Origin of the sequence: Pseudomonas sp. 58 R 3, assembly GCF_900006605.1 — a bacterium.
Lineage (GTDB): Bacteria > Pseudomonadota > Gammaproteobacteria > Pseudomonadales > Pseudomonadaceae > Aquipseudomonas > Aquipseudomonas salomonii.
Genome location: NZ_CVTT01000009.1, coordinates 106,788 through 129,769, shown reverse-complemented (window position 1 = coordinate 129,769; position 22,982 = coordinate 106,788). Strand labels below are relative to the sequence as shown.

Here is a 22,982-nt window from a genome sequence, read left to right as displayed (position 1 = left end):
GCCGGCTGCTGCGCGCCTGGCGTTTGCTGGCGGGCGTGGTCAAGGCCCGCAGCCCGGCGAAACTGTCGGCATTCACCAACCCTGCGCCCACCAGTTCCTGCAAGGCGGTTTCCAGTTCGCTGCGCAGCAGATGGGCTTCGTGCACCAGTTCGTCGAAAAACAGCGCGCCGTGTTCACGCAGCGCCAGGTGGACCTTTTGCGCCTTGGGCGACAACGTGGTGCTGTCGGTCGGTTCGGTCAGCCCGCTCCACAACGGCACTTGGCTGCGCGGTAACAACACCACCGGTGTACTGCGCAGTGCCAGGGCGCCGGCCTTGTGGCTCAGACGCGTCCACACCAGTTTGCCGCTGCGGCACAGCTCGTCGAGCCAGGTGGGGGAATAGTCCTTGAGCCGCGCACTGAGCAAGTCGCTGTCCCAGGCCGAGGTGGCGGCGGCGTAGCCTTCGAACTGCCCGACAATCTGCGGCAACATTGCGCTGCCCTGGCCACGGGTGCCGTCGGACAGGTGCTGCCAATCGAACAGAAAGCGCATGAAGTCCTGCAGCGCCACCGGCTCGATTTCCCGGCGCAGGCGCTTGACGGTGTAGCGATGGATACGCGCGAGCAAATGCCGCTCGCACCATTGTTCCTGGCTGGCGCCGGGGCTGAAATGGCCGCGCAGCACGTAGCCTTCCCGCTCCAGACGCGCGAGTGCCTGGCTGATATCCGCGACCGGCAGCGCCAACGGCGTGGCGATCTCGACCAGACTCAATGGGCCGAAACCGCCGAGGCGCGCGCGCAACACTTCAGCCAGCGCATCATCAAAGACCCACGGTTCATCGAAGCCCGGCAACAACGGCAAGTCATTCGGATAGATCGCTTGCAGGCAACTCAGGCGTTCCACCGCCACCCACAGGCCATTGTCCAGTTGATAGGCGCGCCCGCCCTTGGCCAAGGCGTGCAACCACTCCGCCCATTGCGGCGTGACTTCGTTGCTGGCGATAGAGGCCAGGCTCATCAGCGCTTCATGCATTTCATCCAGGCCATTGGGCGCGGGCCAGGCTTCTTCACGCACGCCGGCAATGGCTTCGGCGTCCAGCGCGCCGAGGTCGTCGGTACTCTGCGGGTCGCTCCAGCGACGGTTGAGCACGGCCTGGGTACGGCGCTCTTCCAATGGCGCGTCGTCGAGAAAGGTGTAGGGCCGCGCGCTGAGAATTTCGGCGGCCATGGGCGAGGGCGCAGGCAGGTCGCGGCTGATCAGGCGCACTTCGCCGCGCTCCATGCGCCGCAACAGCTTCAGCCAACCTTCGCTGTCCATGGCTTCGTGCAGGCAGTCGTCGAGGGTTTGCTCCACCAGCGGGTGTTCGGGCACTTCGCGCTCGCCAGCAAGGTTTTCCAGGCAGGCAATCTGGTCGGGAAACACGCTGGCGATCAGGTCTTCGCTTTTCATGCGCTGGATCTGCGGCGCCACCTTGCGCCCGCCGGTGTAGCGCGGCAACGCCAGGGCCACACCGGCATTCCAGCGCCACCGTACGCCAAACAGCGGCGCATCCAGCACGGCCTGGATCAGCAGGTGCTCGGCGCTGTTGCTGTTCACATAGCGCCACACCTCATCCAGCTCAAAACTGTGGCTGGTGGACAGCGACAGCACGATTGCATTCTCACTGGCGGCCGCCTGCAATTCAAAGTTGAACGTGCGGCAAAAACGCTTGCGCAGTGCCAGGCCCCACGCGCGGTTGATGCGGCTGCCGAACGGCGTGTGGATGATCAGTTGAGTGCCGCCGGACTCGTCGAAAAACCGCTCCATGATCAAGGTGTCCTGGGACGGTAACGCGCTCAGCGCCAGGCGTGCACGTGCCAGGTAATCAAGGATCTGCTCGGCGCTGGCGCTGTTCAGGCCAAGGCTGGCGGTGAGCCAGTCTTGCGCGGGTTGCAGGTCACCGGGTGTGGTGGCGAGCAGGGCGTCCAACTGGCCCTGAAAACGCGCGACTGCCGCCGACAACTCGTTGCTGCGCCCCGGCGCTTCACCCAGCCAGAAGGGGATGGTCGGCGGCTGGCCGTGGGCATCTTCGACGCGCACTTTGCCGCTTTCTACCCGCAGGATTCTGTAGGACGTATTACCGAGCTGGAAGATATCCCCGGCGATGCTTTCCACCGCGAAGTCTTCGTTGACGCTGCCGATGTTCAGGCTCTGAGGCTCCAGCAATACGCTGTAGTCGGCGTTGTCGGGGATGGTGCCGCCGCTGGTCACGGCGGTGAGTTTGGCGCCACGGCGGGCGCGCAGGGTGTGGCTCACAGCGTCGCGATGCAGGTAGGCGCAGCGGATGCCCTGGCGGCCGTTGTAGCCGTCGGCGAGCATGTGCAGCAGCGCCTGATAGTGGCGCTCATCCAGCGCAGAGTAGGGCGAGGCGCGGCGGATAAGGGCCAGCAGCGCCTGTTCCGGCCATTCGCGGGCGCTGACTTCGGCGATGATCTGTTGGGCCAGCACGTCCAGCGGGGCGATGGGGATGTGCAAGTTGTCCAGTTCGCCGCGCCGCACACAGTCGAGCAGGGCGGCGCATTCGATCAAGTCATCGCGGGTGGTGGCGAACAGTCGCCCCTTGGGCGTGCCGCCGACCTGGTGACCGGAACGCCCGACCCTTTGCAGAAAACCGTTGATGGAACCGGGTGAACCGATCTGGCAGACCAGGTCGACCTCACCGATATCAATCCCCAACTCCAGCGACGCGGTGGCGATCAGCACTTGCAGCCCGCCGGCCTTGAGCCGTTGCTCGGCGTCCAGGCGCAGCTCTTTGGCCAGGCTGCCGTGGTGCGCGGCCACGGCGGTCTTGCCCAAACGCTCGCTCAAGTGCCGGGCCAGGCGTTCGGCCAGGCGCCGAGTGTTGACGAACACCAGCGTCGTGCGGTGTTCGCGAGCCAGTGTGGCAAGGCGGTCGTAGACCAATTCCCACACGTCGTTGGCCATCACCGCCGAGAGCGGCACCGGCGGTACTTCGATATCCAGGTCGCGGGGGCGCGCGTGGCCGATATCGACGATGGCGCACTCACGCCCGCTGCCGGCCAAAAAGCGTGACACCGCCTCGATAGGCTTTTGCGTGGCCGACAGGCCGATGCGGGTCAACGGCTCGCTGCATAAACCTTGCAGGCGCTCCAGGCTCAGGGCCAGGTGGCTGCCGCGTTTGCCGGCGGCGAGGGCGTGGATCTCGTCGACGATCACCGTGCGCGTGCTGGACAGCATTTGCCGACCGGAGTCCGAGCCCAGCAGTACGTAGAGTGATTCCGGCGTGGTGACGAGGATATGCGGCGGCCGTTTGCGCATGTGTGCGCGGTCTTTTTGCGGGGTGTCGCCGGTGCGCACGGCGGTGCGGATAGTCAGCGGCGGCAAGCTCTGCGCCTGTAATTGCGCGGTGATGCCGGCCAGTGGGTTTTGCAGGTTGATCTGGATATCGTTGGACAGCGCCTTGAGCGGCGACACGTACACCACCAGCGTTTCGTCCGGCAGTTGCCCGCCATTGGCCAAGCCTTGATGCACCAGGTCATCGAGCACCGCCAGGAACGCGGTCAGGGTTTTGCCGGAGCCTGTGGGCGCGGCGATCAAGGTTGAGCGGCGTTGGCGGATCAGCGGCCACGCCTGGGCCTGGGCGCCGGTCACCGAGGGAAAGGTATTGCCAAACCAGGTACTGACGGCGGGGTGGAAGCCGTCCAATACCGTGTCGGTTGATTCGCGAACGTTCATCTAGTGATTGATACTGCCCATTCCAACAAGTTGCAATCAGGTACTTTGTCCGTGACGGTTGCGCTACAAACCCGCAAAATGCAACGATTCTGGCAACAACCTACGGCAAGGCGCACACGCCTGCCGATAATAACCATCGTTCCAAACAGACCGGGCCTGCTCAATCTATGCGAATGCGCCTTATGTTACTGGGCGGCGGGAATGCCCTCGGGCAGGCGCTGATTCGCCTCGGTGCAGAGGAAGACATCGGTTTCCTCGCACCTAAACCGCCCCAAGACGGCTGGGATGCCGCGAGCCTCACCCAATTGCTCGACGACACCCGTCCCGATGCGCTGATCAACCTCGCCTACTATTTCGACTGGTTCCAGGCCGAAGCGGTCAGCGAAACACGTTTGGCTGCGCAGGAGTTCGCCATCGAACGCCTGGCCGAACTGTGCCAGCACCACAACATCACCTTGCTGCAACCGTCCAGCTACCGCGTGTTCGATGGCTCCCGCGCCACCGCCTACAGCGAAAAAGACGAGCCGGTGCCCCTGGGCCTGCGCGGCCAGGCGCTGTGGCGCATTGAGCAGAGCGTGCGCGCCACCTGCCCGCAACATGTGCTGCTGCGCTTTGGCTGGCTGCTGGATGACAGTGTGGATGGCACCCTCGGGCGCTTCCTGGCCCGTGCCGAGAAACCCGATGAATTGCTGATGGCCGATGACCGGCGCGGCAACCCGACGCCGGTGGACGACGCGGCGCGGGTGATCATTTCGGTGCTCAAGCAACTCGATTGCGCGGCGCCGCTGTGGGGCACCTATCACTACGCCGGCCACGAAGCGACCACGCCGTTGGCGCTGGGCCAGGCGATCCTTACCGAAGCGCGCAATTTCCATCCGCTGGCGATCGAATCACCCACCGCCCAGGCCCACGCGGCCCGGCCGGATGCGGCGGACGAACCGCAGCACGCGGTGCTGGCCTGCAAGAAAATCCTCCACACCTTCGGCATCAAGCCACGGGCGTGGCGGGCGGGGTTGCCGGCGTTGCTGGATCGGTTCTACCGGCATAGCTGACACCCTGCAAAACCAAAATGTGGGAGCGGGCTTGCTCGCGAAAGCGGAGGTTCAGTCGACTGATATGTTGACTGAATGACCGCTTTCGCGAGCAAGCCCGCTCCCACATGGGTTATGCAGTGGTGCTTGAGCCGGGATTAGAACTTGTAACCAATACCCACCATGTAAACCATCGGATCAACATCCACATTGACCTTGGCACGTGTGCCTTGGCCCAGCGCATTGTTATCCACAGTCGCCTTGGTGCTGATGTCGATGTAACGCGCCTGGGCGTTGATCATCCACTTGTCGTTGATCATGTAGTCGGCACCGATCTGTGCGGCCCAGCCCCAGGAGTTCTCGGCCTTGAAGTTGCTGAAACCGGCTTGTTCGGCGCGGCTGCCGACGTGCTCGTCGTAGATCCAGGTGTAGTTGATACCGGCGCCCACATACGGTTGGAACGCGGACTTGTTGTCCAGCGGGTAGTACACGACGCTCAAGGTCGGCGGCAGGTGCTTGAGCGTACCGAGCTTGCCGTTGGCGGCGCCCAGGGCGGTGTTCTTGATCTTCACGTCATGCTCGAACGGCGTGGCGGCCAGCAGTTCGATACCGATATGGTTGGTGATCATGTAGGCGAAGTTGAGGCCCAGTTGGGTGTCGCTGCTCATGGTCGCCTTGCCGCCCAGGTTGGTGCCGGCCAATGGCCCCTGGTCAACCTTCACATGGCCGCTGTCTGCTTTCGGGTTCACGGTGATTGCACCGGCGCGAATCAGAATGTCACCCGCTTCGTGAGCGTGTGCGACAGGGGCGGCGAGGGCAAGCGCGAAGAGGGACGCGCCGAGCAGAGACTTGTTCATGGGAGCTCCAAAAGGACGTTAAAAGTTGTACGTCCAATGGTAAAGATCGTTCCGTTCGATCTTTTGATTCAGCTCAATGAAAGCTCGATCAATCACTTGCACCACTGATCAAAAATGTGGGTGTTCCTGGGAAGGCGTTATTCCTGCAGTTCGTAGACGTAAATCTTCTCGGCATCCATCTGGTAACCGGCATCGGCCAGCTCACTGGACGACGGCTTGACCTGCATCGCGCCTTCGATCCAATACGGCTGATACAGCTCATCAAGCTTCACGCCGACTTCGCTTTTCACATGCACGATCTGGTTCGACGGCGGCGGCGGTACGTGGATGCACGCGCCGAAATACGGCACCAGCAGAAACTCGGTCGTGCGGCCTTCTTCGCTGACTTCCAGCGGCACGATATAGCCCGGTAAACGGATGTGCTTGCCGTTAAGGCTCTGCACCACCGGCGCGTCGGGCAGTTCCTGTTTGGCCGCAGGCGCCGCTTCCACCGACAGCGCATCGGCCATGTTCGACAGGTCGTGCAGCGGTTTCATATTGGGGATTTCGGGCGGCGCGTCCGGTGGAATCATTTCCTGCCACGACAGGTCCTTGGGCTGCTCGTCGGCCCAGGCGGGCACCACCACCAGCAGCAACAGCGCAAACAGGGCACGACGCATCGACAGCTTCCTCATAAACGTATGGACAGGCCATCGGCCAAAGATTGCCGATAGGCGCGCCACGCCGGCACGCTGCCCATCACCAGCGCGGCGGCCAGGATACCGGCGAGCAAGGTCCATTCATATTCACTCGGCCATGACATCGGCAGGTCCAGGCCGTAGTTGGCCTGCAAATACCCGCGCGACGCGGCGATGCACACGTACAGCAGACCCACGCCCGCGACGACGCCAGACAAGGCCAGCGCGAAGGCTTCGAAGATCAGCAGGGTCGCAATGTGCCACGGCCGTGCGCCCACCGAACGCAAAATCGCCATCTCGCGGCGGCGTTCATTGAGGCTGGTGAGGATCGCCGTGAGCATACCGATCAAGCCGGTCAGCACCACGAACAGCGAGATCACGAACAGCGCTTTTTCGGCGGTGCCCATCATGCTCCACAGCTCCTGCAGCGCGACGCCGGGAAGGATCGCCAGCATCGGCTCGCCACGGAATTCATTGATCTCGCGTTGCAGCGCGAAGGTGGAAATCTTGTTGTTCAGGCCGAGCATGAACGCGGTGATCGCCTGCGGCGTGAGGTCCATATTGCGCGCCTGATCGGCACTGATACGGCCTTTGCCCTGGGCCGGCACGCCGTTGTGCCAGTCGATATGGATCGCCTCCATGCCGCCGAGGCTGATGTGCAGCGTACGGTCCACCGGCGTGCCGGTGCGCTTGAGAATGCCGACCACGGTGAAGGGTTTGTCATCGTGCTTGACCAGGCTCACCACTGCTACGCCGTGGGCCAGCACCAGCTTGTCGCCGAGCTTGTAGTGCAGCGCATCCGCCACTTCGGCGCCGAGCACCACTTCAAAAGGGTCAGTGGCGAAGGCGCGGCCGCTGGCCAGTTCGAGGTTTTGTTTGCGGCCGTATTGGTAATGCTCGAAGTAGGACTCGTTGGTGCCCATCACGCGATAGCCACGGTGCGAGTCGCCGAGGGAAATCGGGATCGCCCATTTCACCTGCGGGCTGGCGGCGAAGTGCTCGAAGCTGTCCCAGCGGATGTTGTTGGTGGCGTTGCCGATGCGGAATACCGAGTACAGCAGCAAGTTGACCGAGCCGGAGCGGGCGCCAACGATCAGGTCGGTGCCACTGATGGTGCTGGCGAAACTGTTGCGCGCCTCAACACGCACGCGTTCCACGGCGAGTAACAGGCACACCGAAAGGGCGATGGCGAAGGCGGTGAGGATCGCGGTAAAGCGGCGGTTAGCCAGGCTGGCCATGGCTAGACGGAACAGATACATCTCAAACCTCTGCGGGCGTGGCGGCGCGATTGAGTTCGGCCAGCGACAGGTGGCGGTCGAACAGCGGCGCGAGGCTCTGGTCATGGCTGACAAACAACAGGCTGGCGCCGGCTTCGCGGCATTCGGCAAACAACAACCGGATAAACGCTTCGCGGGCGTCGTAATCCAGGGCCGAGGTGGGTTCGTCGGCGATCACCAGTTCCGGTTGGCCGATCAACGCGCGGGCGGCGGCCACGCGTTGTTGCTGGCCGATGGATAGCGAGTCGGCGCGGCGTTCCAGCAGGTCTTTGTCCTTCAAGCCCAAATGCGCCAGCAAGGTCGCGGCGGCCTGGTCGACACTGCCGTGACGCTGAGTTGCCCGCTGCGCACGCAGCCTGGAAAAGTGACACGGCAGCTCGACGTTCTCGCGCACGGAGAGAAACGGCAGCAGGTTGAATTGCTGAAAGATGTAACCCGTGTGATCAACGCGGAAGCGGTCGCGGGCACCGGCCGAGAGTTCGGTCAGCTCCTGGCCGAGCAGGCGGATGCTGCCTTGGCTGGGTTTCTGCACGCCGCCCAGCAGCCCGAGCAAAGTGGTTTTGCCGCTGCCGCTCGGGCCTTTGAGAAACAAGGTTTCCCCCGCTTCCAGGCGGAACGCGGGGATGTCCAGCAACTGCGGGTGGCCGGGCCAGTTAAAGCCCAGGTCAGACAGTTCGATCAGTGCTTGGGTCATAGGGCATCAGTGGTCTGGTTTGATTTGGATGATGGCACCGATCCCATGTGGGAGCTGGCTTGCCTGCGATGACGGCGGCACATTCAATATCGGATGTGTCTGTTATACCGCTATCGCAGGCAAGCCAGCTCCCACATTGACCGTGTTTCAAATCAGAATTTAAGAGTGGCTGCGGTGGCCGTCGCTTCAACACCTTGCTGGCCGCTTGGGCCGATCAGTTGTACCTGAATCTTCTGGGTGGCAGGGAAGGTCTTGAACACTTGGGTCAGGTCGAGGTTGCTCAAAGCCGTCGGTGTGGCGCAGGTGAACTGGTAGTGGGCGTGGATTTCGCTGTGGTCGTGATGATGTTCGTGGGCGGCAGCGCCTTTGCCGTCGGTGGCGTGGTCGTCATCGTTCTCGTCATGGTCGGCTTCAGGCTTGTCGCCGAACAACGGGCTGTTGAGTTCCTGGGTGCTGATCACACAACCGGCAGATTTGGGCAGGTTGAACAATGCCAGCGGGTTTTCCAATTGTTTGCGCGCGGCGGCGACCTTGGCCTTGTCGGCTGGCGTGGTGGCCTTGTGTTCAAAACCCACAAGGTTCATGGCCGGGCTGTCGAATTCCAGCTCAAGCGCCTGGCCGTCGAGTGCCGCGTTGAGGCGGCCGACACCATGCTCGTGGGCGCCGAGGCTGCCGTGTTCATGCTCATGATCGTGTTCATCGGCGGCATGGGCGATGGCCAGGGGCAGCAGGGCAAACGGCAAGGCAAGCAGCAGACGGCGCATGAGAAGGCTCCATAAGATGAAAGTTTTGTTATGTGATCTTATAACAATATTCGCGCCAGTTTGAACGCCCGCTTGGCGTTGTGCAAGTCGCGTGGGAGCATGCGGGTCGGAAAACTGCGGGAGTAAGCGCGATGTTGCGAATTCGTGGAACCGTCGGTGACATGCCGGTGGATTTGACCCTGGAACTCGATGACGGCGATTGGGCGCGCCTGGGCGCCCACTTGCAGGCAACACCGGCGCCGAGTGCGCCCGCTGCTGCGCCGGTCAAACAGAATGATGATTTGTGGCAGAACGCCCAAGACTTGCTGCGCAAGGCCGGGCAACTCAATGGGCTTGAGTTGCTTGATCAGCTTGAGGGCTTGGCCGGTGATGCGGCCTCAGGCAAACGCCTGCTGGTGCGGCTGCGCCACAATGCCAGTGTGAAAGTGGCCAGCGGCGGGGATACGCCGCTGTACAGCTGGATCGGCGATTAATACAGCGCGGCGAACAACTTGCGACGGTACACGGTGACCAGCGGGTGGTCATTGCCGAGCAGTTCAAACACCTGCAGCAAGGTCTTGTGCGGCAAGCCTTCGCTGTAGCTGCGGTTGCGGATAAACAGCTTGAGCAGGCCTTCCAGTGCGGCGTCGTATTGCTGGCGCGCCAGTTGCTGAATCGCCAGTTGATAGGCTGCTTCATCATCCTGCGGGTCTTGCGCCAGGCGGCTTTTCAAGTCGGCGGCATCCGGCAGGTCGGCGGCCTGGCGCAGGAAGGTGATTTGCGCCTTGGCGCCGGCGAGGGCGGCTTTGTGATCGTCGCTTTTCACCGCGTCGAGTACAGCCTGAGCTTCGCCCAATTCACCGCGCTCAGCCAGGCAGCGTGCATACAGAATCAGCGCGCCAGCGTTGGTGTTGTCCTCGCCCAGCAGCGCCACCAGCACGGCCTCTGCATCGCTGATACGGCCTTCGGCAAACAACGCCTGGGCCTGTTCCAGCGGATCAGCCGCCTTCGGTGGCGGCATCTTCACGTGGGGTTCGAGCATTGCTCGCACGGCCGACTCCGGCTGTGCCCCGGCAAACCCGTCCACCGGCTGGCCGTCCTTGAACAGCACCACCGTGGGCAGGCTTTGAATGCCAAAACGCGCGACGATGTCCTGCTCGGCTTCGCAATCGACCTTGGCCAACAGCAACTCGCCCTGATAACTCTCGGCGATTTTCGCCAGCATCGGCATCAGTGCCTTGCACGGCGCGCACCACTCGGCCCAGAAATCCACCAGCACGGGTTTTTCGAATGAGTTCTGAATCACTGCCTGGTCGAACGTAGCAGTGGTGGCGTCGAAGATGTACGGCGTGGGCTCACTCATGGGGCGTCTCGAATAAAGCGGGAATGGGGCAACTATAAGGGCTGGCGAGGTTGACCGGAAGCTGCACGGGGAGTCAGACGTGAGGTGTGTGCCAAAAAGGGTCTTGATGCCAGTCGTGAGGAAAACACATCGCCTTTAAGCTGACGTCCGGAAATTCGCTGATCAGTTGATACAAATGTTGGCCCCAGCGAGTGTGCGGGCTTACCTGACGCATCAGATGATTCAGAATGCAGAGTACCGAAAACATGCGGCTATGTTGCCCGGGTTGAAACAGATGTTGAGGCCACAAAAAACTGGCTTTCTTCGGTAATTCGGGGCGAATTCCCAATTCCCGGTTCCACATTCTTGAATGATGGGCGCAAATGTTTCGGATGGTCGTCAGTGTGTGCAACCAAGACTGCATAAGGAACGTCGATGGCAGGTTTGCTGAACGTCCTCATGCTCAAAAAGTACCGGGCATAAAAAACCCGCACAATTTGTGCTTGGGTGCTGACGCATCCAGAGGCATGGCGGGTGTATTGCGACGAAGGTTAGGCAGATACCTGGCTATTTGCAAGGTCTCTGCCCGCGAGCCGATAAGCAAAACTGTGTGCAAAGGCATACGGGTTGATTGTCCACGGCGTGTGTGAAGGGACAATATTCTCCATGGCCTGTCGCGCTCCGTCTTAGTCGATCTATTGCTGAAAATTTGTAACGCTGAGCCTTAACGCCGCGAATGGTACAGGCTCACCTTGCGAAACTCCCAAGGCTCGGCCAGGTCCGGCAGGGTCAGCGCATCGAGGATGCCCAGGCGCTGATAAGCCGGGTGCTGGAAGTCACGCACCCGTGAGTCGGCCACCAGCGCTTCGCGGCCGCGTGCCAGAAAGTGGTCGAGCAGCGGCAGGTTGGCGCGGTCGTAGAGTACGTCGGCCACCAGGATGAGGTCGAAGCGGTCGGCCTCGGCGAAAAAGTCGGCTGAGTAACCCAGCTCCACACCATTGAGTTCCGCATTTGCCCGGCAAGCGGCCAGGGCCAGCGGGTCGAGGTCGCAGGCCACCACCTCCAGCGCGCCGGCTTTAACCGCCGCGATGCCGGCCACGCCGGAACCGGCGCCAAAATCCAGCACGCGTTTGCCCGCCACCCACTCGGGATTCGCCGCCAGGTAGCGTGCCAGTGCCAAACCGCTGGCCCAGCAAAAACCCCAGTACGGCGGTTCATGCAGGATGCGCCGGGTCTCTTCCTGGCTGAAGGCACGGTCCATGTTGTCCGCATCCAGCAGCCACAACGACAGCGCGGTGCCCGGCAGCGGGCAGGGCACCAGGTGCGCGTCGCCGATCAGTTCGCTCAGGGCGCGTTGCAGGCCCAGCGGTGGCGTCATGGTGCCCGGACGAGTTGCAGCGGGCCGGTGGTCTGGGTGATCGCCTGGGTGATGCGCACCGCGGGCAGGTGCAGGATCAACTGGCCGGACTGGCTGGCGCGACCGCGCAGTTCAACCCGTGCACCCACCGGGAAGGCTTCCGGGTTGAAGCGCAAGCGGAAGGCCATGGGCTTGCCGTTGCCGGTGAGTACGCTGCTGGCGAGCAATTGTTGCGGGCGGTTACGTTCATCGATCACCAACAGGGCCAGTTCGACTTCGGCGTTGGCCGGCACGCCATTCAGGGTGCCGTTGATTTCACGCTGGTAAGCCGGCAAAGGGCCGAGGTCTTCAATGCCCGGCACTTTTTTCTCTTGAACGGGCGTCGGTTGCGGTGTCGATGGTTTCGGGGCTTCGCTGCTGCAGGCGACCAGAACACTGAACAGGGCGAGTAAAACAAGTGGTCGTAACTGCATGTACGGCTCCAGAAAGGGCAAAATCCGTGGCTTAAAAAATATGAAACATAATAGTCAGCCTATATACCGTAAAGGCTATGGCTTGTCTTGCCACGGGGATGCGCTACCATGGCCCTCCCATTTTTTGTTGCCTGCCAACCATGCACTGTCCCTTCTGCGGTGCCAACGACACCAAGGTCATTGACTCGCGTCTGGTCGCCGAGGGCGATCAAGTACGCCGCCGGCGCGAATGCCTGGCCTCTGGCTGCGGTGAACGTTTCACCACCTTCGAAACCGCCGAACTGGTATTGCCACGTCTGATCAAGTCCGACGGCAGCCGCCAGCCTTTCGACGAAGAAAAACTGCGCGCCGGTATGCAGCGTGCCCTGGAAAAGCGCCCGGTGAGTGTCGAGCGGCTGGAGGCGGCGCTGGTGCATATCAAGCACAAGCTGCGCGCCACCGGCGAGCGCGAGGTCAAGAGCCTGGTGGTTGGAGAACTGGTGATGGGCGAGCTGCAAAAGCTCGACGAAGTCGCCTATATCCGTTTCGCCTCGGTGTATCGACGCTTCCAGGACCTCAATGAGTTCCGCGAAGAAATCGACCGCCTGGCCCGTGAGCCTGCCAAAGAATGAACCCTCCGTCTGCCGAACAAGCCGTCCTCGACGCCCATTACATGGCCCGCGCCCTCGAACTGGCGCGCAAAGGCCTGTACACCACGCACCCCAACCCACGGGTGGGCTGCGTGATTGTGCGGGATGGGCAGATTGTCGGCGAAGGCTGGCACGAGCGCACCGGCGAGCCCCATGCCGAGCCGAACGCCCTGCGCGCCGCCGGCGACAAGGCCCGTGGCGCCACGGTGTACGTGACCCTCGAACCGTGCAGCCACCATGGGCGTACGCCGCCCTGCGCCGATGCGCTGGTGACCGCCGGTGTGGCGCGCGTGGTGGCCGGGATGCAGGACCCGAACCCGGAAGTCGCCGGGCGCGGCCTGCAGCGCTTGGCTCAAGCCGGTATCGAAACCCACAGCGGCGTGCTGGAACAACAAGCGCGCGCGCTGAACCCCGGCTTCCTCAAGCGTATGGAACACGGCCTGCCGTTTGTGCGGGTCAAGCTGGCTATGAGCCTGGACGGCCGTACCGCGATGGCCAGCGGCGAAAGCCAATGGATCACCGGGCCTGCTGCCCGCGCCGCCGTGCAGCGCCTGCGTGCCGAGGCCAGTGTGGTGCTGACCGGCGCCGACACCGTGCTGGCTGACGGTGCGCGCCTTACTGTGCGCGCCGCTGAGCTTGGGCTGGACGCAGAAACCACCGCTCTGGCCATGTCGCGCCCGCCATTGCGCGTGCTGATCGACGGCCGCCTGCGGGTGCCGCTCAACGCACCGTTCTTCAAGGCGGGCCCGGCGCTGGTCATCACCTGCGTCACCCCGGAAAACCAGTTCCCCCGTGGCCCGGAATGCCTGGTGGTACCGGGCGTTGAAGGGCAGGTCGACCTGCGTTCGGCGCTGGTGGCGCTGGCTGCCCGCGGCGTGAATGACGTGCTGGTAGAGGCCGGCCCAAGCCTGGCGGGCGCGTTTGCCCAGCAAGGCCTGGTCGACGAATACGTGATTTTCGTCGCCGGCAAGTTCCTGGGCTCCGCCGCCCGGCCTTTGCTGGACTGGCCGCTTGAGAAACTGGCCGATGCCCCCCAACTCAAGATCACTGAAATGCGCGCTGTAGGCGACGACTGGCGAGTCACTGCCATCCCGCTACCACCAGCGAGCGTATAATTCCGACCGGGCGCTCAAGCGTCCGCACCGTTTTCCAGGAGAAGGCCATGTTCACCGGCATTATCGAATCCATCGGCAGCATCCGCGCCATGACTCCAAAGGGCGGCGACGTGCGCCTGCTGGTTGAAACCGGCAAGCTCGACCTCGGCGACGTCAAACTGGGCGACAGCATCGCCGTCAGCGGCGTGTGCCTGACCGTCATCGAGTTGCCGGGTAACGGCTTTGCCGCCGACGTCAGCCGGGAAACCCTGGACTGCACCGCGATGAATGACCTCAAAGCCGGCAGCCCGGTCAACCTGGAAAAAGCCCTGACCCCGACCACCCGCTTGGGCGGCCATCTGGTCAGCGGCCACGTCGACGGCGTCGGCGAGGTGGTTGCACGCAGCGAAAACGCGCGCGCCGTGGAATTCCGTATCCGCGCACCGAAAGAGCTGGCCAAGTACATCGCCCACAAAGGCTCGATCACCGTCGACGGCACCAGCCTGACCGTGAACGCCGTGAATGGCGCCGAATTCGAACTGACCATCATCCCGCACACCCTGAGCGAAACCATCATGGCGTCCTACCAGCCAGGTCGCCGGGTGAACCTGGAGGTCGACTTGCTTGCCCGTTACCTGGAGCGCCTGCTGATGGGCGATAAGGCCGCAGAGCCAGCATCCGGGAACATTACTGAAAGTTTTCTGGCCGCTAACGGCTACCTGAAATCCTGACCAAGGGGGTGCCGCGTGGCGCTCAATAGCATCGAAGAACTGGTTGAAGACATCCGCCAAGGCAAGATGGTCATCCTGATGGATGACGAAGATCGCGAGAACGAAGGCGATATCATCATGGCCGCCGAGGCGTGCAAGCCCGAGCACATCAACTTTATGGCCAAGCACGCCCGTGGGCTGATCTGCATGCCCATGAGCCGCGAGCGCTGCGAGCTGCTCAAGCTGCCGTTGATGGCGCCGCGCAATGGCTCGGGTTTCGGCACCAAGTTCACCGTATCGATTGAAGCGACTACCGGCGTCACCACCGGCATTTCCGCCGCCGACCGTGCCCGCACCGTGCAAGCCGCTGCGGCCAAAGACGCCAAGGCCGAAGACATTGTGAGCCCCGGCCACATTTTCCCGCTGATGGCCCAACCGGGCGGCACCCTCGCTCGTGCCGGCCACACCGAAGCCGCCTGCGACCTGGCGCGCATTGCCGGTTTTGAACCGAGCGGCGTGATCTGCGAAGTCATGAACGACGACGGCACCATGGCCCGTCGCACCGAACTCGAGGCGTTTGCGGCCGAACACGGCCTCAAGATCGGCACCATTGCCGACCTGATTCACTACCGCATGATCCACGAACGTACCGTTCAGCGGATTGCCGAGCAGCCGCTGGACAGCGAACTGGGCCAATTCAATTTGGTGACCTACCGTGATTCCGTGGAAGGCGACGTGCACATGGCCCTGACTCTGGGCTCCATTTGCGCCGAAGAACCGACCCTGGTGCGTGTGCACAACATGGACCCGCTGCGCGACCTGCTGATGGTCAAGCAGCCGGGCCGCTGGAGCCTGCGCGCCGCCATGGCCGCGGTTTCCGAGGCTGGCAGTGGTGTGGTGCTGTTGCTCGGCAACCCGGTGGATGGCGACGTATTGCTCGCGCATATTCGTGAAACCGCCGAGCACACCCAGGTCAAAACACCGACCACCTACAGCATCGTCGGTGCCGGTTCACAGATCCTGCGTGACCTCGGCGTGCGCAAAATGCGCCTGATGAGCGCACCGATGAAATTTAATGCGATATCCGGATTCGACCTGGAAGTTGTAGAATACGTGCCCTCCGAATAAAGGCCGGCGTTTTCTGCCCCTTGTTCGCGGTTAAATCATCACTGAGGGACGCACTTTTCGCGTCCCGGCTCTTTAAGAGATTTGTCGAATGACCCTGAAGACCATCGAAGGTACCTTCATCGCCCCCAAAGGCCGCTATGCCCTGGTGGTTGGCCGCTTCAACAGCTTCGTGGTTGAAAGCCTGGTAAGCGGTGCCGTGGATGCCCTGGTTCGCCACGGTGTGAGCGAGAGCGACATCACTATCATCCGCGCCCCTGGCGCCTTCGAAATTCCACTGGTTGCGCAAAAAGTTGCGCAGCAGGGTGAATACGCGGCGATCATCGCCCTGGGCGCGGTCATTCGTGGCGGTACTCCGCACTTCGAATACGTGGCCGGCGAATGCACCAAGGGCCTGGCCCAGGTGTCCATGGAGTTCGGCGTGCCAGTCGCTTTCGGCGTACTGACCGTAGACTCCATCGAGCAAGCCATTGAGCGTTCCGGCACCAAGGCCGGTAACAAGGGCGCAGAAGCTGCCCTGTCCGCCCTGGAAATGGTCAGCCTGCTGTCGCAGTTGGAGGCCAAGTGATTTCCGACGAGAGCGATCGTTTCAACCCTCGCGACGAACGTCCAGCCGACGCCGGCAAGCCTTCGAAAAGCGAAAAACGCCGTGCTGCCCGTCAGCTCGCCACCCAGGCGCTGTACCAGCGCCACATGGCGGGTACTTCGCTGAACGAAATCGAAGCGCAATTTCGCGTTGATAACGACTTTACCTTCGCCGATCAGAGCTATTTCCACGACATCCTGCACGGTGTTCCGGCCAACCTGACCGAGATCGACACCGCGCTGGCCCCGTGCCTTGACCTGACCATCGAAGAGCTCGACCCGGTTGAACTGGCTGTATTGCGCCTGTCCACCTGGGAACTGCTCAAGCGCGTCGACGTACCGTACCGCGTGGTGATCAACGAAGGTATCGAACTGGCGAAAGTCTACGGTTCGACCGACGGCCACAAGTTCGTCAACGGCGTGCTCGACAAGCTGGCCCCGCGCCTGCGTGAAGCCGAAGTGAAGGAACACAAGCGCTAAGTCGCTTGAGTCCCGAATGGGTGAGTTCGAGCTGATCCGCAACTACTTCGCCGCCGCGCCCTGTGCGCAGGGCGGTGAAGGTATTGCCCTGGGGATCGGCGACGACTGCGCCCTGCTGGCGCTCCCCGCCGGGGAGCAACTGGCAATCTCCACCGATACGCTGGTGGCCGGCGTGCACTTTGCCGACCCCTGCGACCCGTTCCTGCTCGGCCAGCGCTCGTTGGCCGTGGCAGTCAGCGACTTGGCCGCCATGGGCGCCCGCCCTCTGGCCTTCACCCTTGCACTCACCACGCCAACCGTCGATGCCGATTGGCTGCAACGCTATGCCCAGGGTTTGAACACCATGGCGCAAAGCTGCGGCGTGGGCCTGGTGGGCGGCGATACCACGCGCGGGCCGCTGAGCCTGACCCTGACCGTGTTTGGCCGTGTACCGGCCGGGCAGGCGTTGGTTCGCAGCGGTGCGCAGCCGGGTGACTTACTCTGTGTGGGCGGGGAGTTGGGTAACGCTGCCGGTGCTTTGCCGCTGGTATTGGGGCAACGCACGGCGGACGCGGCCATCGCTGATCCGCTGCTCGCCCATTACTGGTCACCGCAACCGCAGTTGGCGCTGGGCCTCGCGCTTCGGGGTAAGGCCACGTCTGCGATGGACATCTCCGACGGCCTGCTGGCCGATTGTGGGCATATCGCCAAGGCATCGGCTGTCAGCCTGGTCATTGAGCGTGAGACGCTGCCGTTATCCCAGGCGTTGCTGGCGTTTGTCGGCGATGACGAGGCTCGCGTGGCGGCATTGAGCGGGGGCGACGACTATGTGTTGGCATTCACCCTGCCACCGGCCGAGCTGGCGCCGTTGTTGGCGGGCGGCTGGCCCGTCCACGTAATCGGCCGGGTCGAGGCCGGGCACGGCGTGACGCTGCTCGACGCCGCCGGGCAAGACATCACGCCAGCGGTGCGCGGCTATCAGCATTTTCGCGACACGCCGTAAGCGGCAGACCTGCGCTACCCTCTATACGGTTCCCCCCGTGCAGGAGGTTGTCACCATGGGTGTGCGCCGTTGGCTGCTGATCGTGTTGTGCGCTCTTGCACCGCAGGTTCTGGCGGATGAAGCCCCTGTACCTGGCAAGATCATGCTGGCCAGTGAGCAATGGAACGACTTCACCAACAAAGATGGCAGCGGCCTGGCTTGGGATGTGTTGCGGCAGGTCTTCGAGCCGGTGGGCATTACCGTGCAAACCCGCAGCGTGCCCTATACCCGTTCGGTCGGCCTGGCCCAGCGTGGCGAGGTGGATGGCTGGGTCGGTTCCTATCGCGATGAGGCCGGCGGCGTGCTCTACCCGCACTGGAATTTCGATTCCGACCACATCTACGCCCTCGGGCTGGCCGCCACACCGGCACCGAGCATCGCGACGCTGGGCAATTATCGCTTGGCCTGGGTGCGCGGCTACAAGTACGAGGAATACCTGCCGAATGTGCGCCGCTTCAACCCGATAGAACGTCGCAGTGGCATCCTGCCGATGCTGCAACACCGCCGCGCCGACTTCTATATTGATGCCCTCACTGAAGCCAAATACGTGCTCAGCCAGTCGGATGACCCGGCGCAATTCAAGCTCACTCATATAGCCGAACTGCCGCTCTACATCGGCTTTGCCGACACCGACCGGGGCCGGGCGCTGATGGGCGTGTATGACCATCGCATGGCTGTACTGGTAAAGAGCGGCGAGCTGAAACCGATTTTCGCGCACTGGAAGCAGCCGTACCCGTTCTGACCTGCATAGAACCAGGACGAAGGCCAATCGAACCTATTGATCTTTATCAGCGATAATTCAGCTTAAGCGTCTGTAGGAACCTGCTGTTACAATGACGCCCTCTGTGAAATCTGAAATCAGGAGCACACGGTGCCCGTCGTTTTCGTCGCCGCTTCCAAGCTGCCTACCCCCTTTGCCACGTTCACCATGAACGGCTTTCTCGAAGAAGCCACCGGCCGCGAGCACGTTGTGCTCAGCCTGGGGGCTATCGACGACGGCGCGCCGGTGCTGGGCCGCGTACATTCCGAGTGCCTGACCGGCGATGCCCTGTTCAGCCAGCGTTGCGACTGTGGTTCACAACTGGAAGCGGCCATGCGCGCCATCGCCCGTGAAGGCCGCGGTGTGCTGCTGTACTTGCGTCAGGAAGGCCGCGGCATTGGCCTGATGAACAAGATCCGCGCCTACGAGCTGCAAGACGGAGGCGCCGACACCGTCGAAGCCAACGAACGCCTGGGCTTTGCCGCCGACCAGCGTGACTACGCAATCTGCCTGCCGATGCTCGAGCATTTGGGCGTCAAATCCCTGCGTTTGATGACCAATAACCCGCGCAAGGTCAAAGCCTTGACCGAGATGGGCATCACCGTGGCCGAGCGCGTGCCGCTGCACACCGGGCAAAACCCGCACAACAAACTCTACCTGGCCACCAAAGCCAGCAAGCTCGACCACATGATGGGCAACGAGCATCAGGGCGAGGTCGACCGCGCGTGACCCGCGGCCAGGTAAAACGGCGACTGTCCTTCAACTGGTGGCAGTACCTGGCCCTGGCATTGCTCCCGCTGTTCGTGCTCAACCTGGTGTTTGGCCAGGCCCAGTCCCTGCTTCCCGTGTTGGCCATGCCGTTCTTTATTGCCGGCGTGGCCTCGATGTTTCTGAGCCTGCGTTATTTTCATGGCTATAAACACGCACTGATCGCCACTTCCAAAGCGCTCGATACACCCGAAGAACCGGCTGCCTGGATTACCCTCGCGGCTCGTCGGCGTGCGGCTTTGTTGGTAGCCGCGCTGCCGGCCTGGATCGGCGCATTGGCCGTATTTGTCGGCCTGGAAGCAGTGCCACTGTGCCTCCTGGCGTTATCGACGCTGGTGCTGTTCTATCTCTACCGCATTCCGCGTCAGTTGGGATGATGCGTTTTTGGCTGTCGCTTCTGGTGCTGGCATTCAGTACCCAGGCGATTGCGGTCGAGCGGGTCGTCAGCCTGGCGCCATCCCTGTCTGAAATCGTGGTCGAACTGGGCGCCGCCGACTTGCTGGTGGGCGTGCTCGACGGTGGCGAACGCCCGGAGGCATTGGCGCAAGTGCCATCGGTTGGGCAATACGGCCAACTCAATATGGAGCGCCTGCTCAGCCTCAAGCCCGACCTTATTCTGCTCTGGCCCGGCAGTGTCGGCCCGGCCCAGCGCGAACAGTTGCAACGCCTGGGCATCCCGGTCTATGTGGCCGAACCCCATAGCCTGGAACAGCTGACGGCCCAGGTACAAGCCATCGCGCAACAATTGGGCCGCGAAGCGGCGGGGCGCACGCTGGCCGCGCAGTTACGCCAACGCCTGGCCGAACTGCGCCAGCGCTATCAGCGTGCCGAGCCGTTGCGCGTGTTTTACCAGGTGTGGAACCAACCGCTGTACACCGTGGGCGGTGGGCAGATCATCAGTGATGCCTTGCAGGTTTGCGGCGCACGCAACGTGTTTGCCGACCTCAAGCTGCCCGCGCCGCAGGTCAGCGTTGAGTCAGTGCTGCAACGCAACCCCCAACTGATCCTGGCGGGTGATCAGGCTCAGGCGGACGCCTGGAAAGCGTGGCCGCAAATAGCCGCCGTGGCGCAGGGGCGTTTGTTGGTGGTTCCCGACAAAGGCTTGGAGCGCCCAAGCGGGCAGATGGTCGAGGCGGTGGCGAAACTGTGCGAGTTGATTGCGCCGCAACGTTAACGGTACGGGTTCTCCTACTGGTTATTCGGATTTGTCGGTCGGGTGATTTCGGCGCCATGGCGGTACGCTACGGCTCGCGATGCTTGCTGCATGGCGATTGCTCACATACAGGAGGCGACCGTGCGACGTTTGATCATTGGTATCTCAACCGCCATTCTGTTGGCGGGTTGCAACACATTCGAAGGTATCTCGACGTTGATGAATTTCAGCGATCACCCCATTGCTGCCAAGGCACACGAAGGTGGGGCCACGAAGCAGGATATGCTTGCGATCCAGGCGCCCAAGCGTGTCATTCCCGCACGTGATGGCCGCACAGAGTGCCTTGACTATGAGCTGGAAAACAAAGGTAAGAAAAAGGAATTTTACGTGGGTGTTACCGATACAGGCCGTGTTGGCGCGTTTGGGTTCATAACCTGTGACGAGGCGATCAAGGCCGGTTACTTGGACGCCAAAACGGCTCTGCGTTAGCGTTTATGGAGTGACTTAGCTACAGCTGCGGCGTCCAGGTCACGCCGAACAACAGCGCCCGGCCTTCTTCCCGATAGCCATATTGCTGGCCTTGATACTGATACAACGCCCGGCTGTAGTCTTTGTTCAGCAGGTTATCGACCTTCATATTCAGCGTCACTTCACGGTTCACGGCCCAGCTGGCGCGAAGCCCCAGCAGCCCGTAACCGCCGAGTCGCTGCTGGTTGTTCGGGTCATCGTAGCTGCTGCTCACCGCTTGCCAACTGGCGCCGACGCCAAACTGATCGAACTGGCGATCCAGGTCCAGGCTCACCGTGCGTCTGGCGCGGCGCGCCAATGTGCGGCCGGAGTCGCGGTCGCGTGGGTCAATCATCGCCAGCCCAAGGCTGCCCTGCCAACCGAACAGCTCTTGCTTGAGCGCGGCTTCAAAACCATTGATACGTGCGGAGCTGACGTTCTGCGGGCCGTCGCTGCCGAACACAATGGCGTCCTGAATATCGGTGCGGTACAGCGAGGCTTCCAGGCGGCTGGTGTCGCTGAGCTGGCTGCGCCACTGCAGTTCATAGCTTTTGGAAGTTTCGGGTTTCAGATTCGGGTTGGCGTTTTTAAAGCCGTATTCGTCCGGGTAGTAAAGATCGTTGAAGGTCGGTGCGCGGAAGCCTTCGCTGTAGCTGAACAACAGGTCGTTATCCGGGTTCACCGGCAGGGTCAGAGTGCCGCTCCAGCTGGTGTGACCGCCGAACTGTTGGTTCTGGTCGCGGCGCAGGCCCAGCTCGGTGGAAAAATACTGCGCTTCAAAGCGGTGCTGGATAAACGCGGCGCGGTTCCAGCGGCTGTCTTCGGCGAGCACCGTGCTGCTGTTGACCCGGTCTTCGTACCAGTCGCCGCCCAGGATCAGGCTGTTCTGGTCATTGAGGGTCAAGTCGTTCTGCCAGGTCAGCGAGTCGCGGTAGGTGTTGAACACACTGCGGTCGTCGCTGAGTTTATCCAGGGTCTTTTCGCGGTTTTCGCTGTGACCCAGCTCCAGGCGAGACTTCCACGCATCGTTGAGGCGCGCGTCGACATAGCTGCTGACGCTGCTGACGGTGAAGTCCGTATAGGGTTGTTGCTGGAAGCTCTGGTAGGTGAGCGAGTCATAGCGACCAAAAGGGTTATCGAATTCGCTTTTGCCACGGTTATCCAGCACGTTCACGCCTGCGTCGATGTCATCGGTAAAGGCATGGCTCAGGCTGAAGCTGATGGCCTGGTTGCGATAGGTATCGTGGTCGCCATCGCTCGGGTAGGACGTGTGTGTGCGGTTGATCCCGGCGGTGTCATCCAGGCTGGCGCCGAGGCTGAAGCGGGTTTGCTGGTCGCCACCGGACAGTCCCAGGCTGCGCTCCCACGTCTGGTTACTGCCAAAGCCCACATGCAGTCGCGGTTGCAGGCCCGACTCGGTGTTGCGCCGGGTGAAGATCTGAATCACCCCACCAATCGCATCGCTGCCGTAGATCGCCGAGCGCGAACCGCGCAGCACTTCTACGCGCTCGATCTGGTCGATGTTGAGGTATTGCAGGTTGCTGGTGCCGGTGGTGGAGCTGCTGATGCGCTGGCCATCCACCAGAACCAGGCTCTGGGCGGTAGAGGTGCCACGCACATACACGTTGGTCACGCTGCCACGGCCGCCACTTTGCGCCACCTGCACGCCAGGTACACGGCTGAGCAAGTCGCTCACGCTGGTGGGCTGCAAGCGGTCGATGTCGTCGCGGGTAAACACGCTGTTGGCGGCGCTGCTGTCGTTACGCGCCTGCACCTGGCGGTTGGCGCTGATCACCACCTCGGAGAGTTTGAGCGCGTCGTCGCGCTCGAAGCTGTCGGCCAGCACGTCAGTGGCGGGGAGCAGCAGCAGGGGCAGGGCAAAGCGAAGGCGATTCATGGGCTGTCCATAGCGTTTGAAAATGGCATAAAGCCAATGTGGGAGCGGGCTTGCTCGCGAAAGCGGTGGCACATTCAACATTTTGGT

25 protein-coding genes are annotated in these 22,982 nt (G+C 62.3%); 14 read left to right on the top strand and 11 right to left on the bottom strand.

What is annotated here, in order from left to right:
- Nucleotides 1-3,715: DEAD/DEAH box helicase (locus BFP92_RS01625; RefSeq protein ID WP_065911317.1), on the bottom strand; the 3,715-nt coding region annotated here is incomplete at its 3' end.
- A gap of 167 nt (nucleotides 3,716-3,882) precedes the next feature.
- On the opposite strand from BFP92_RS01625, the gene BFP92_RS01620 reads away from it, so the two are divergent.
- Nucleotides 3,883-4,767, top strand: a complete 885-nt coding sequence (locus BFP92_RS01620; protein ID WP_017135982.1) for a sugar nucleotide-binding protein — start codon at nucleotides 3,883-3,885, stop codon at nucleotides 4,765-4,767.
- Between the two features lie 137 nt (nucleotides 4,768-4,904).
- Here the strand turns inward: BFP92_RS01620 and BFP92_RS01615 are convergent, their stop codons facing one another.
- The 5 genes from BFP92_RS01615 to BFP92_RS01595 form a co-directional block, all read right to left on the bottom strand.
- The gene (locus tag BFP92_RS01615; RefSeq protein WP_017135983.1) at nucleotides 4,905-5,603 is read right to left on the bottom strand and encodes an OmpW/AlkL family protein; all 699 of its coding nucleotides are present in this window, start codon (nucleotides 5,601-5,603) and stop codon (nucleotides 4,905-4,907) included.
- Nucleotides 5,604-5,740: 137 nt separating this feature from the next.
- Nucleotides 5,741-6,262 carry a DUF3299 domain-containing protein gene (locus tag BFP92_RS01610; RefSeq protein WP_065911315.1) on the bottom strand — a complete coding sequence of 174 codons (522 nt, stop codon included), beginning with the start codon at nucleotides 6,260-6,262 and terminating at the stop codon, nucleotides 5,741-5,743.
- 11 nt (nucleotides 6,263-6,273) lie between these two features.
- A complete protein-coding gene (locus BFP92_RS01605) occupies nucleotides 6,274-7,539 on the bottom strand; it encodes an ABC transporter permease (protein WP_065911310.1) in 1,266 nt (421 codons plus the stop codon).
- A gap of 1 nt (nucleotide 7,540) precedes the next feature.
- A complete protein-coding gene (locus tag BFP92_RS01600) occupies nucleotides 7,541-8,251 on the bottom strand; it encodes an ABC transporter ATP-binding protein (protein WP_058421322.1) in 711 nt (236 codons plus the stop codon).
- A gap of 152 nt (nucleotides 8,252-8,403) precedes the next feature.
- Nucleotides 8,404-9,015 carry a DUF2796 domain-containing protein gene (locus BFP92_RS01595; RefSeq protein WP_065911308.1) on the bottom strand — a complete coding sequence of 204 codons (612 nt, stop codon included), beginning with the start codon at nucleotides 9,013-9,015 and terminating at the stop codon, nucleotides 8,404-8,406.
- 131 nt (nucleotides 9,016-9,146) lie between these two features.
- Here BFP92_RS01595 and BFP92_RS01590 point away from each other — a divergent pair, with 131 nt between their 5' ends.
- Nucleotides 9,147-9,488 (top strand): hypothetical protein, encoded by a 342-nt coding sequence (locus BFP92_RS01590; RefSeq protein ID WP_065911306.1) that lies wholly within the window; start codon nucleotides 9,147-9,149, stop codon nucleotides 9,486-9,488.
- Here BFP92_RS01590 and trxA read toward each other — a convergent pair.
- The 4 genes from trxA to BFP92_RS01575 all read right to left on the bottom strand — a co-directional run bounded on the left by trxA (nucleotide 9,485) and on the right by BFP92_RS01575 (nucleotide 12,166).
- Entirely contained in the window at nucleotides 9,485-10,357 is an 873-nt protein-coding gene (gene trxA / locus BFP92_RS01585; RefSeq protein WP_056861912.1) for a thioredoxin, read from the bottom strand. The two genes, BFP92_RS01590 and trxA, sit on opposite strands and share 4 nt — an antisense overlap.
- 73 nt (nucleotides 10,358-10,430) lie before the next feature.
- A complete protein-coding gene (locus tag BFP92_RS30080) occupies nucleotides 10,431-10,760 on the bottom strand; it encodes an Abi family protein (RefSeq protein ID WP_083221681.1) in 330 nt (109 codons plus the stop codon).
- Nucleotides 10,761-11,060: 300 nt separating this feature from the next.
- Nucleotides 11,061-11,714, bottom strand: a complete 654-nt coding sequence (locus tag BFP92_RS01580) for a class I SAM-dependent methyltransferase (protein WP_065911304.1) — start codon at nucleotides 11,712-11,714, stop codon at nucleotides 11,061-11,063.
- A complete protein-coding gene (locus tag BFP92_RS01575) occupies nucleotides 11,711-12,166 on the bottom strand; it encodes a YbaY family lipoprotein (RefSeq protein WP_065911302.1) in 456 nt (151 codons plus the stop codon). The genes BFP92_RS01580 and BFP92_RS01575 overlap by 4 nt, the downstream gene beginning before the upstream one ends.
- Before the next feature lie 140 nt (nucleotides 12,167-12,306).
- On the opposite strand from BFP92_RS01575, the gene nrdR reads away from it, so the two are divergent.
- The 12 genes from nrdR (at nucleotide 12,307) to BFP92_RS01515 (ending at nucleotide 20,980) form a co-directional block, all read left to right on the top strand.
- A complete protein-coding gene (gene nrdR, locus BFP92_RS01570) occupies nucleotides 12,307-12,777 on the top strand; it encodes a transcriptional regulator NrdR (protein WP_015886108.1) in 471 nt (156 codons plus the stop codon).
- Complete coding sequence (gene ribD, locus BFP92_RS01565) at nucleotides 12,774-13,910, top strand: bifunctional diaminohydroxyphosphoribosylaminopyrimidine deaminase/5-amino-6-(5-phosphoribosylamino)uracil reductase RibD (protein ID WP_065911300.1); 1,137 nt, start codon at nucleotides 12,774-12,776, stop codon at nucleotides 13,908-13,910. Before nrdR ends, ribD begins: the two co-directional genes overlap by 4 nt.
- A 47-nt stretch (nucleotides 13,911-13,957) precedes the next feature.
- Nucleotides 13,958-14,620 carry a riboflavin synthase gene (locus BFP92_RS01560; RefSeq protein WP_017135994.1) on the top strand — a complete coding sequence of 221 codons (663 nt, stop codon included), beginning with the start codon at nucleotides 13,958-13,960 and terminating at the stop codon, nucleotides 14,618-14,620.
- A gap of 15 nt (nucleotides 14,621-14,635) precedes the next feature.
- Nucleotides 14,636-15,727: a bifunctional 3,4-dihydroxy-2-butanone-4-phosphate synthase/GTP cyclohydrolase II gene (gene ribBA, locus BFP92_RS01555; protein ID WP_065911299.1), complete on the top strand. Its 1,092-nt coding sequence runs from the start codon at nucleotides 14,636-14,638 to the stop codon at nucleotides 15,725-15,727.
- Between the two features lie 88 nt (nucleotides 15,728-15,815).
- Nucleotides 15,816-16,292: a 6,7-dimethyl-8-ribityllumazine synthase gene (gene ribE / locus BFP92_RS01550; RefSeq protein ID WP_003176356.1), complete on the top strand. Its 477-nt coding sequence runs from the start codon at nucleotides 15,816-15,818 to the stop codon at nucleotides 16,290-16,292.
- Complete coding sequence (gene nusB, locus BFP92_RS01545) at nucleotides 16,289-16,789, top strand: transcription antitermination factor NusB (RefSeq protein WP_056861918.1); 501 nt, start codon at nucleotides 16,289-16,291, stop codon at nucleotides 16,787-16,789. The genes ribE and nusB overlap by 4 nt, the downstream gene beginning before the upstream one ends.
- A gap of 16 nt (nucleotides 16,790-16,805) precedes the next feature.
- Nucleotides 16,806-17,771, top strand: a complete 966-nt coding sequence (gene thiL, locus BFP92_RS01540; protein WP_065911296.1) for a thiamine-phosphate kinase — start codon at nucleotides 16,806-16,808, stop codon at nucleotides 17,769-17,771.
- A gap of 55 nt (nucleotides 17,772-17,826) precedes the next feature.
- On the top strand, nucleotides 17,827-18,552 hold the full coding sequence (locus tag BFP92_RS01535) for a substrate-binding periplasmic protein (RefSeq protein ID WP_065911294.1): 726 nt from the start codon (nucleotides 17,827-17,829) through the stop codon (nucleotides 18,550-18,552).
- Between the two features lie 129 nt (nucleotides 18,553-18,681).
- Entirely contained in the window at nucleotides 18,682-19,299 is a 618-nt protein-coding gene (gene ribA / locus BFP92_RS01530; protein ID WP_056861921.1) for a GTP cyclohydrolase II, read from the top strand.
- Nucleotides 19,296-19,715, top strand: coding sequence for a nuclear FMR1 interacting 1 family protein (locus BFP92_RS01525; RefSeq protein ID WP_056861922.1), 420 nt, complete (start codon nucleotides 19,296-19,298; stop codon nucleotides 19,713-19,715). Before ribA ends, BFP92_RS01525 begins: the two co-directional genes overlap by 4 nt.
- Nucleotides 19,712-20,512 carry a cobalamin-binding protein gene (locus BFP92_RS01520; protein WP_065911293.1) on the top strand — a complete coding sequence of 267 codons (801 nt, stop codon included), beginning with the start codon at nucleotides 19,712-19,714 and terminating at the stop codon, nucleotides 20,510-20,512. The genes BFP92_RS01525 and BFP92_RS01520 overlap by 4 nt, the downstream gene beginning before the upstream one ends.
- Before the next feature lie 120 nt (nucleotides 20,513-20,632).
- Nucleotides 20,633-20,980, top strand: a complete 348-nt coding sequence (locus BFP92_RS01515) for a transcriptional regulator (protein WP_065911292.1) — start codon at nucleotides 20,633-20,635, stop codon at nucleotides 20,978-20,980.
- Between the two features lie 19 nt (nucleotides 20,981-20,999).
- Here BFP92_RS01515 and BFP92_RS01510 read toward each other — a convergent pair whose 3' ends face one another.
- Complete coding sequence (locus tag BFP92_RS01510) at nucleotides 21,000-22,895, bottom strand: TonB-dependent receptor domain-containing protein (protein ID WP_065911290.1); 1,896 nt, start codon at nucleotides 22,893-22,895, stop codon at nucleotides 21,000-21,002.
- Nucleotides 22,896-22,982 lie beyond the last annotated feature (87 nt).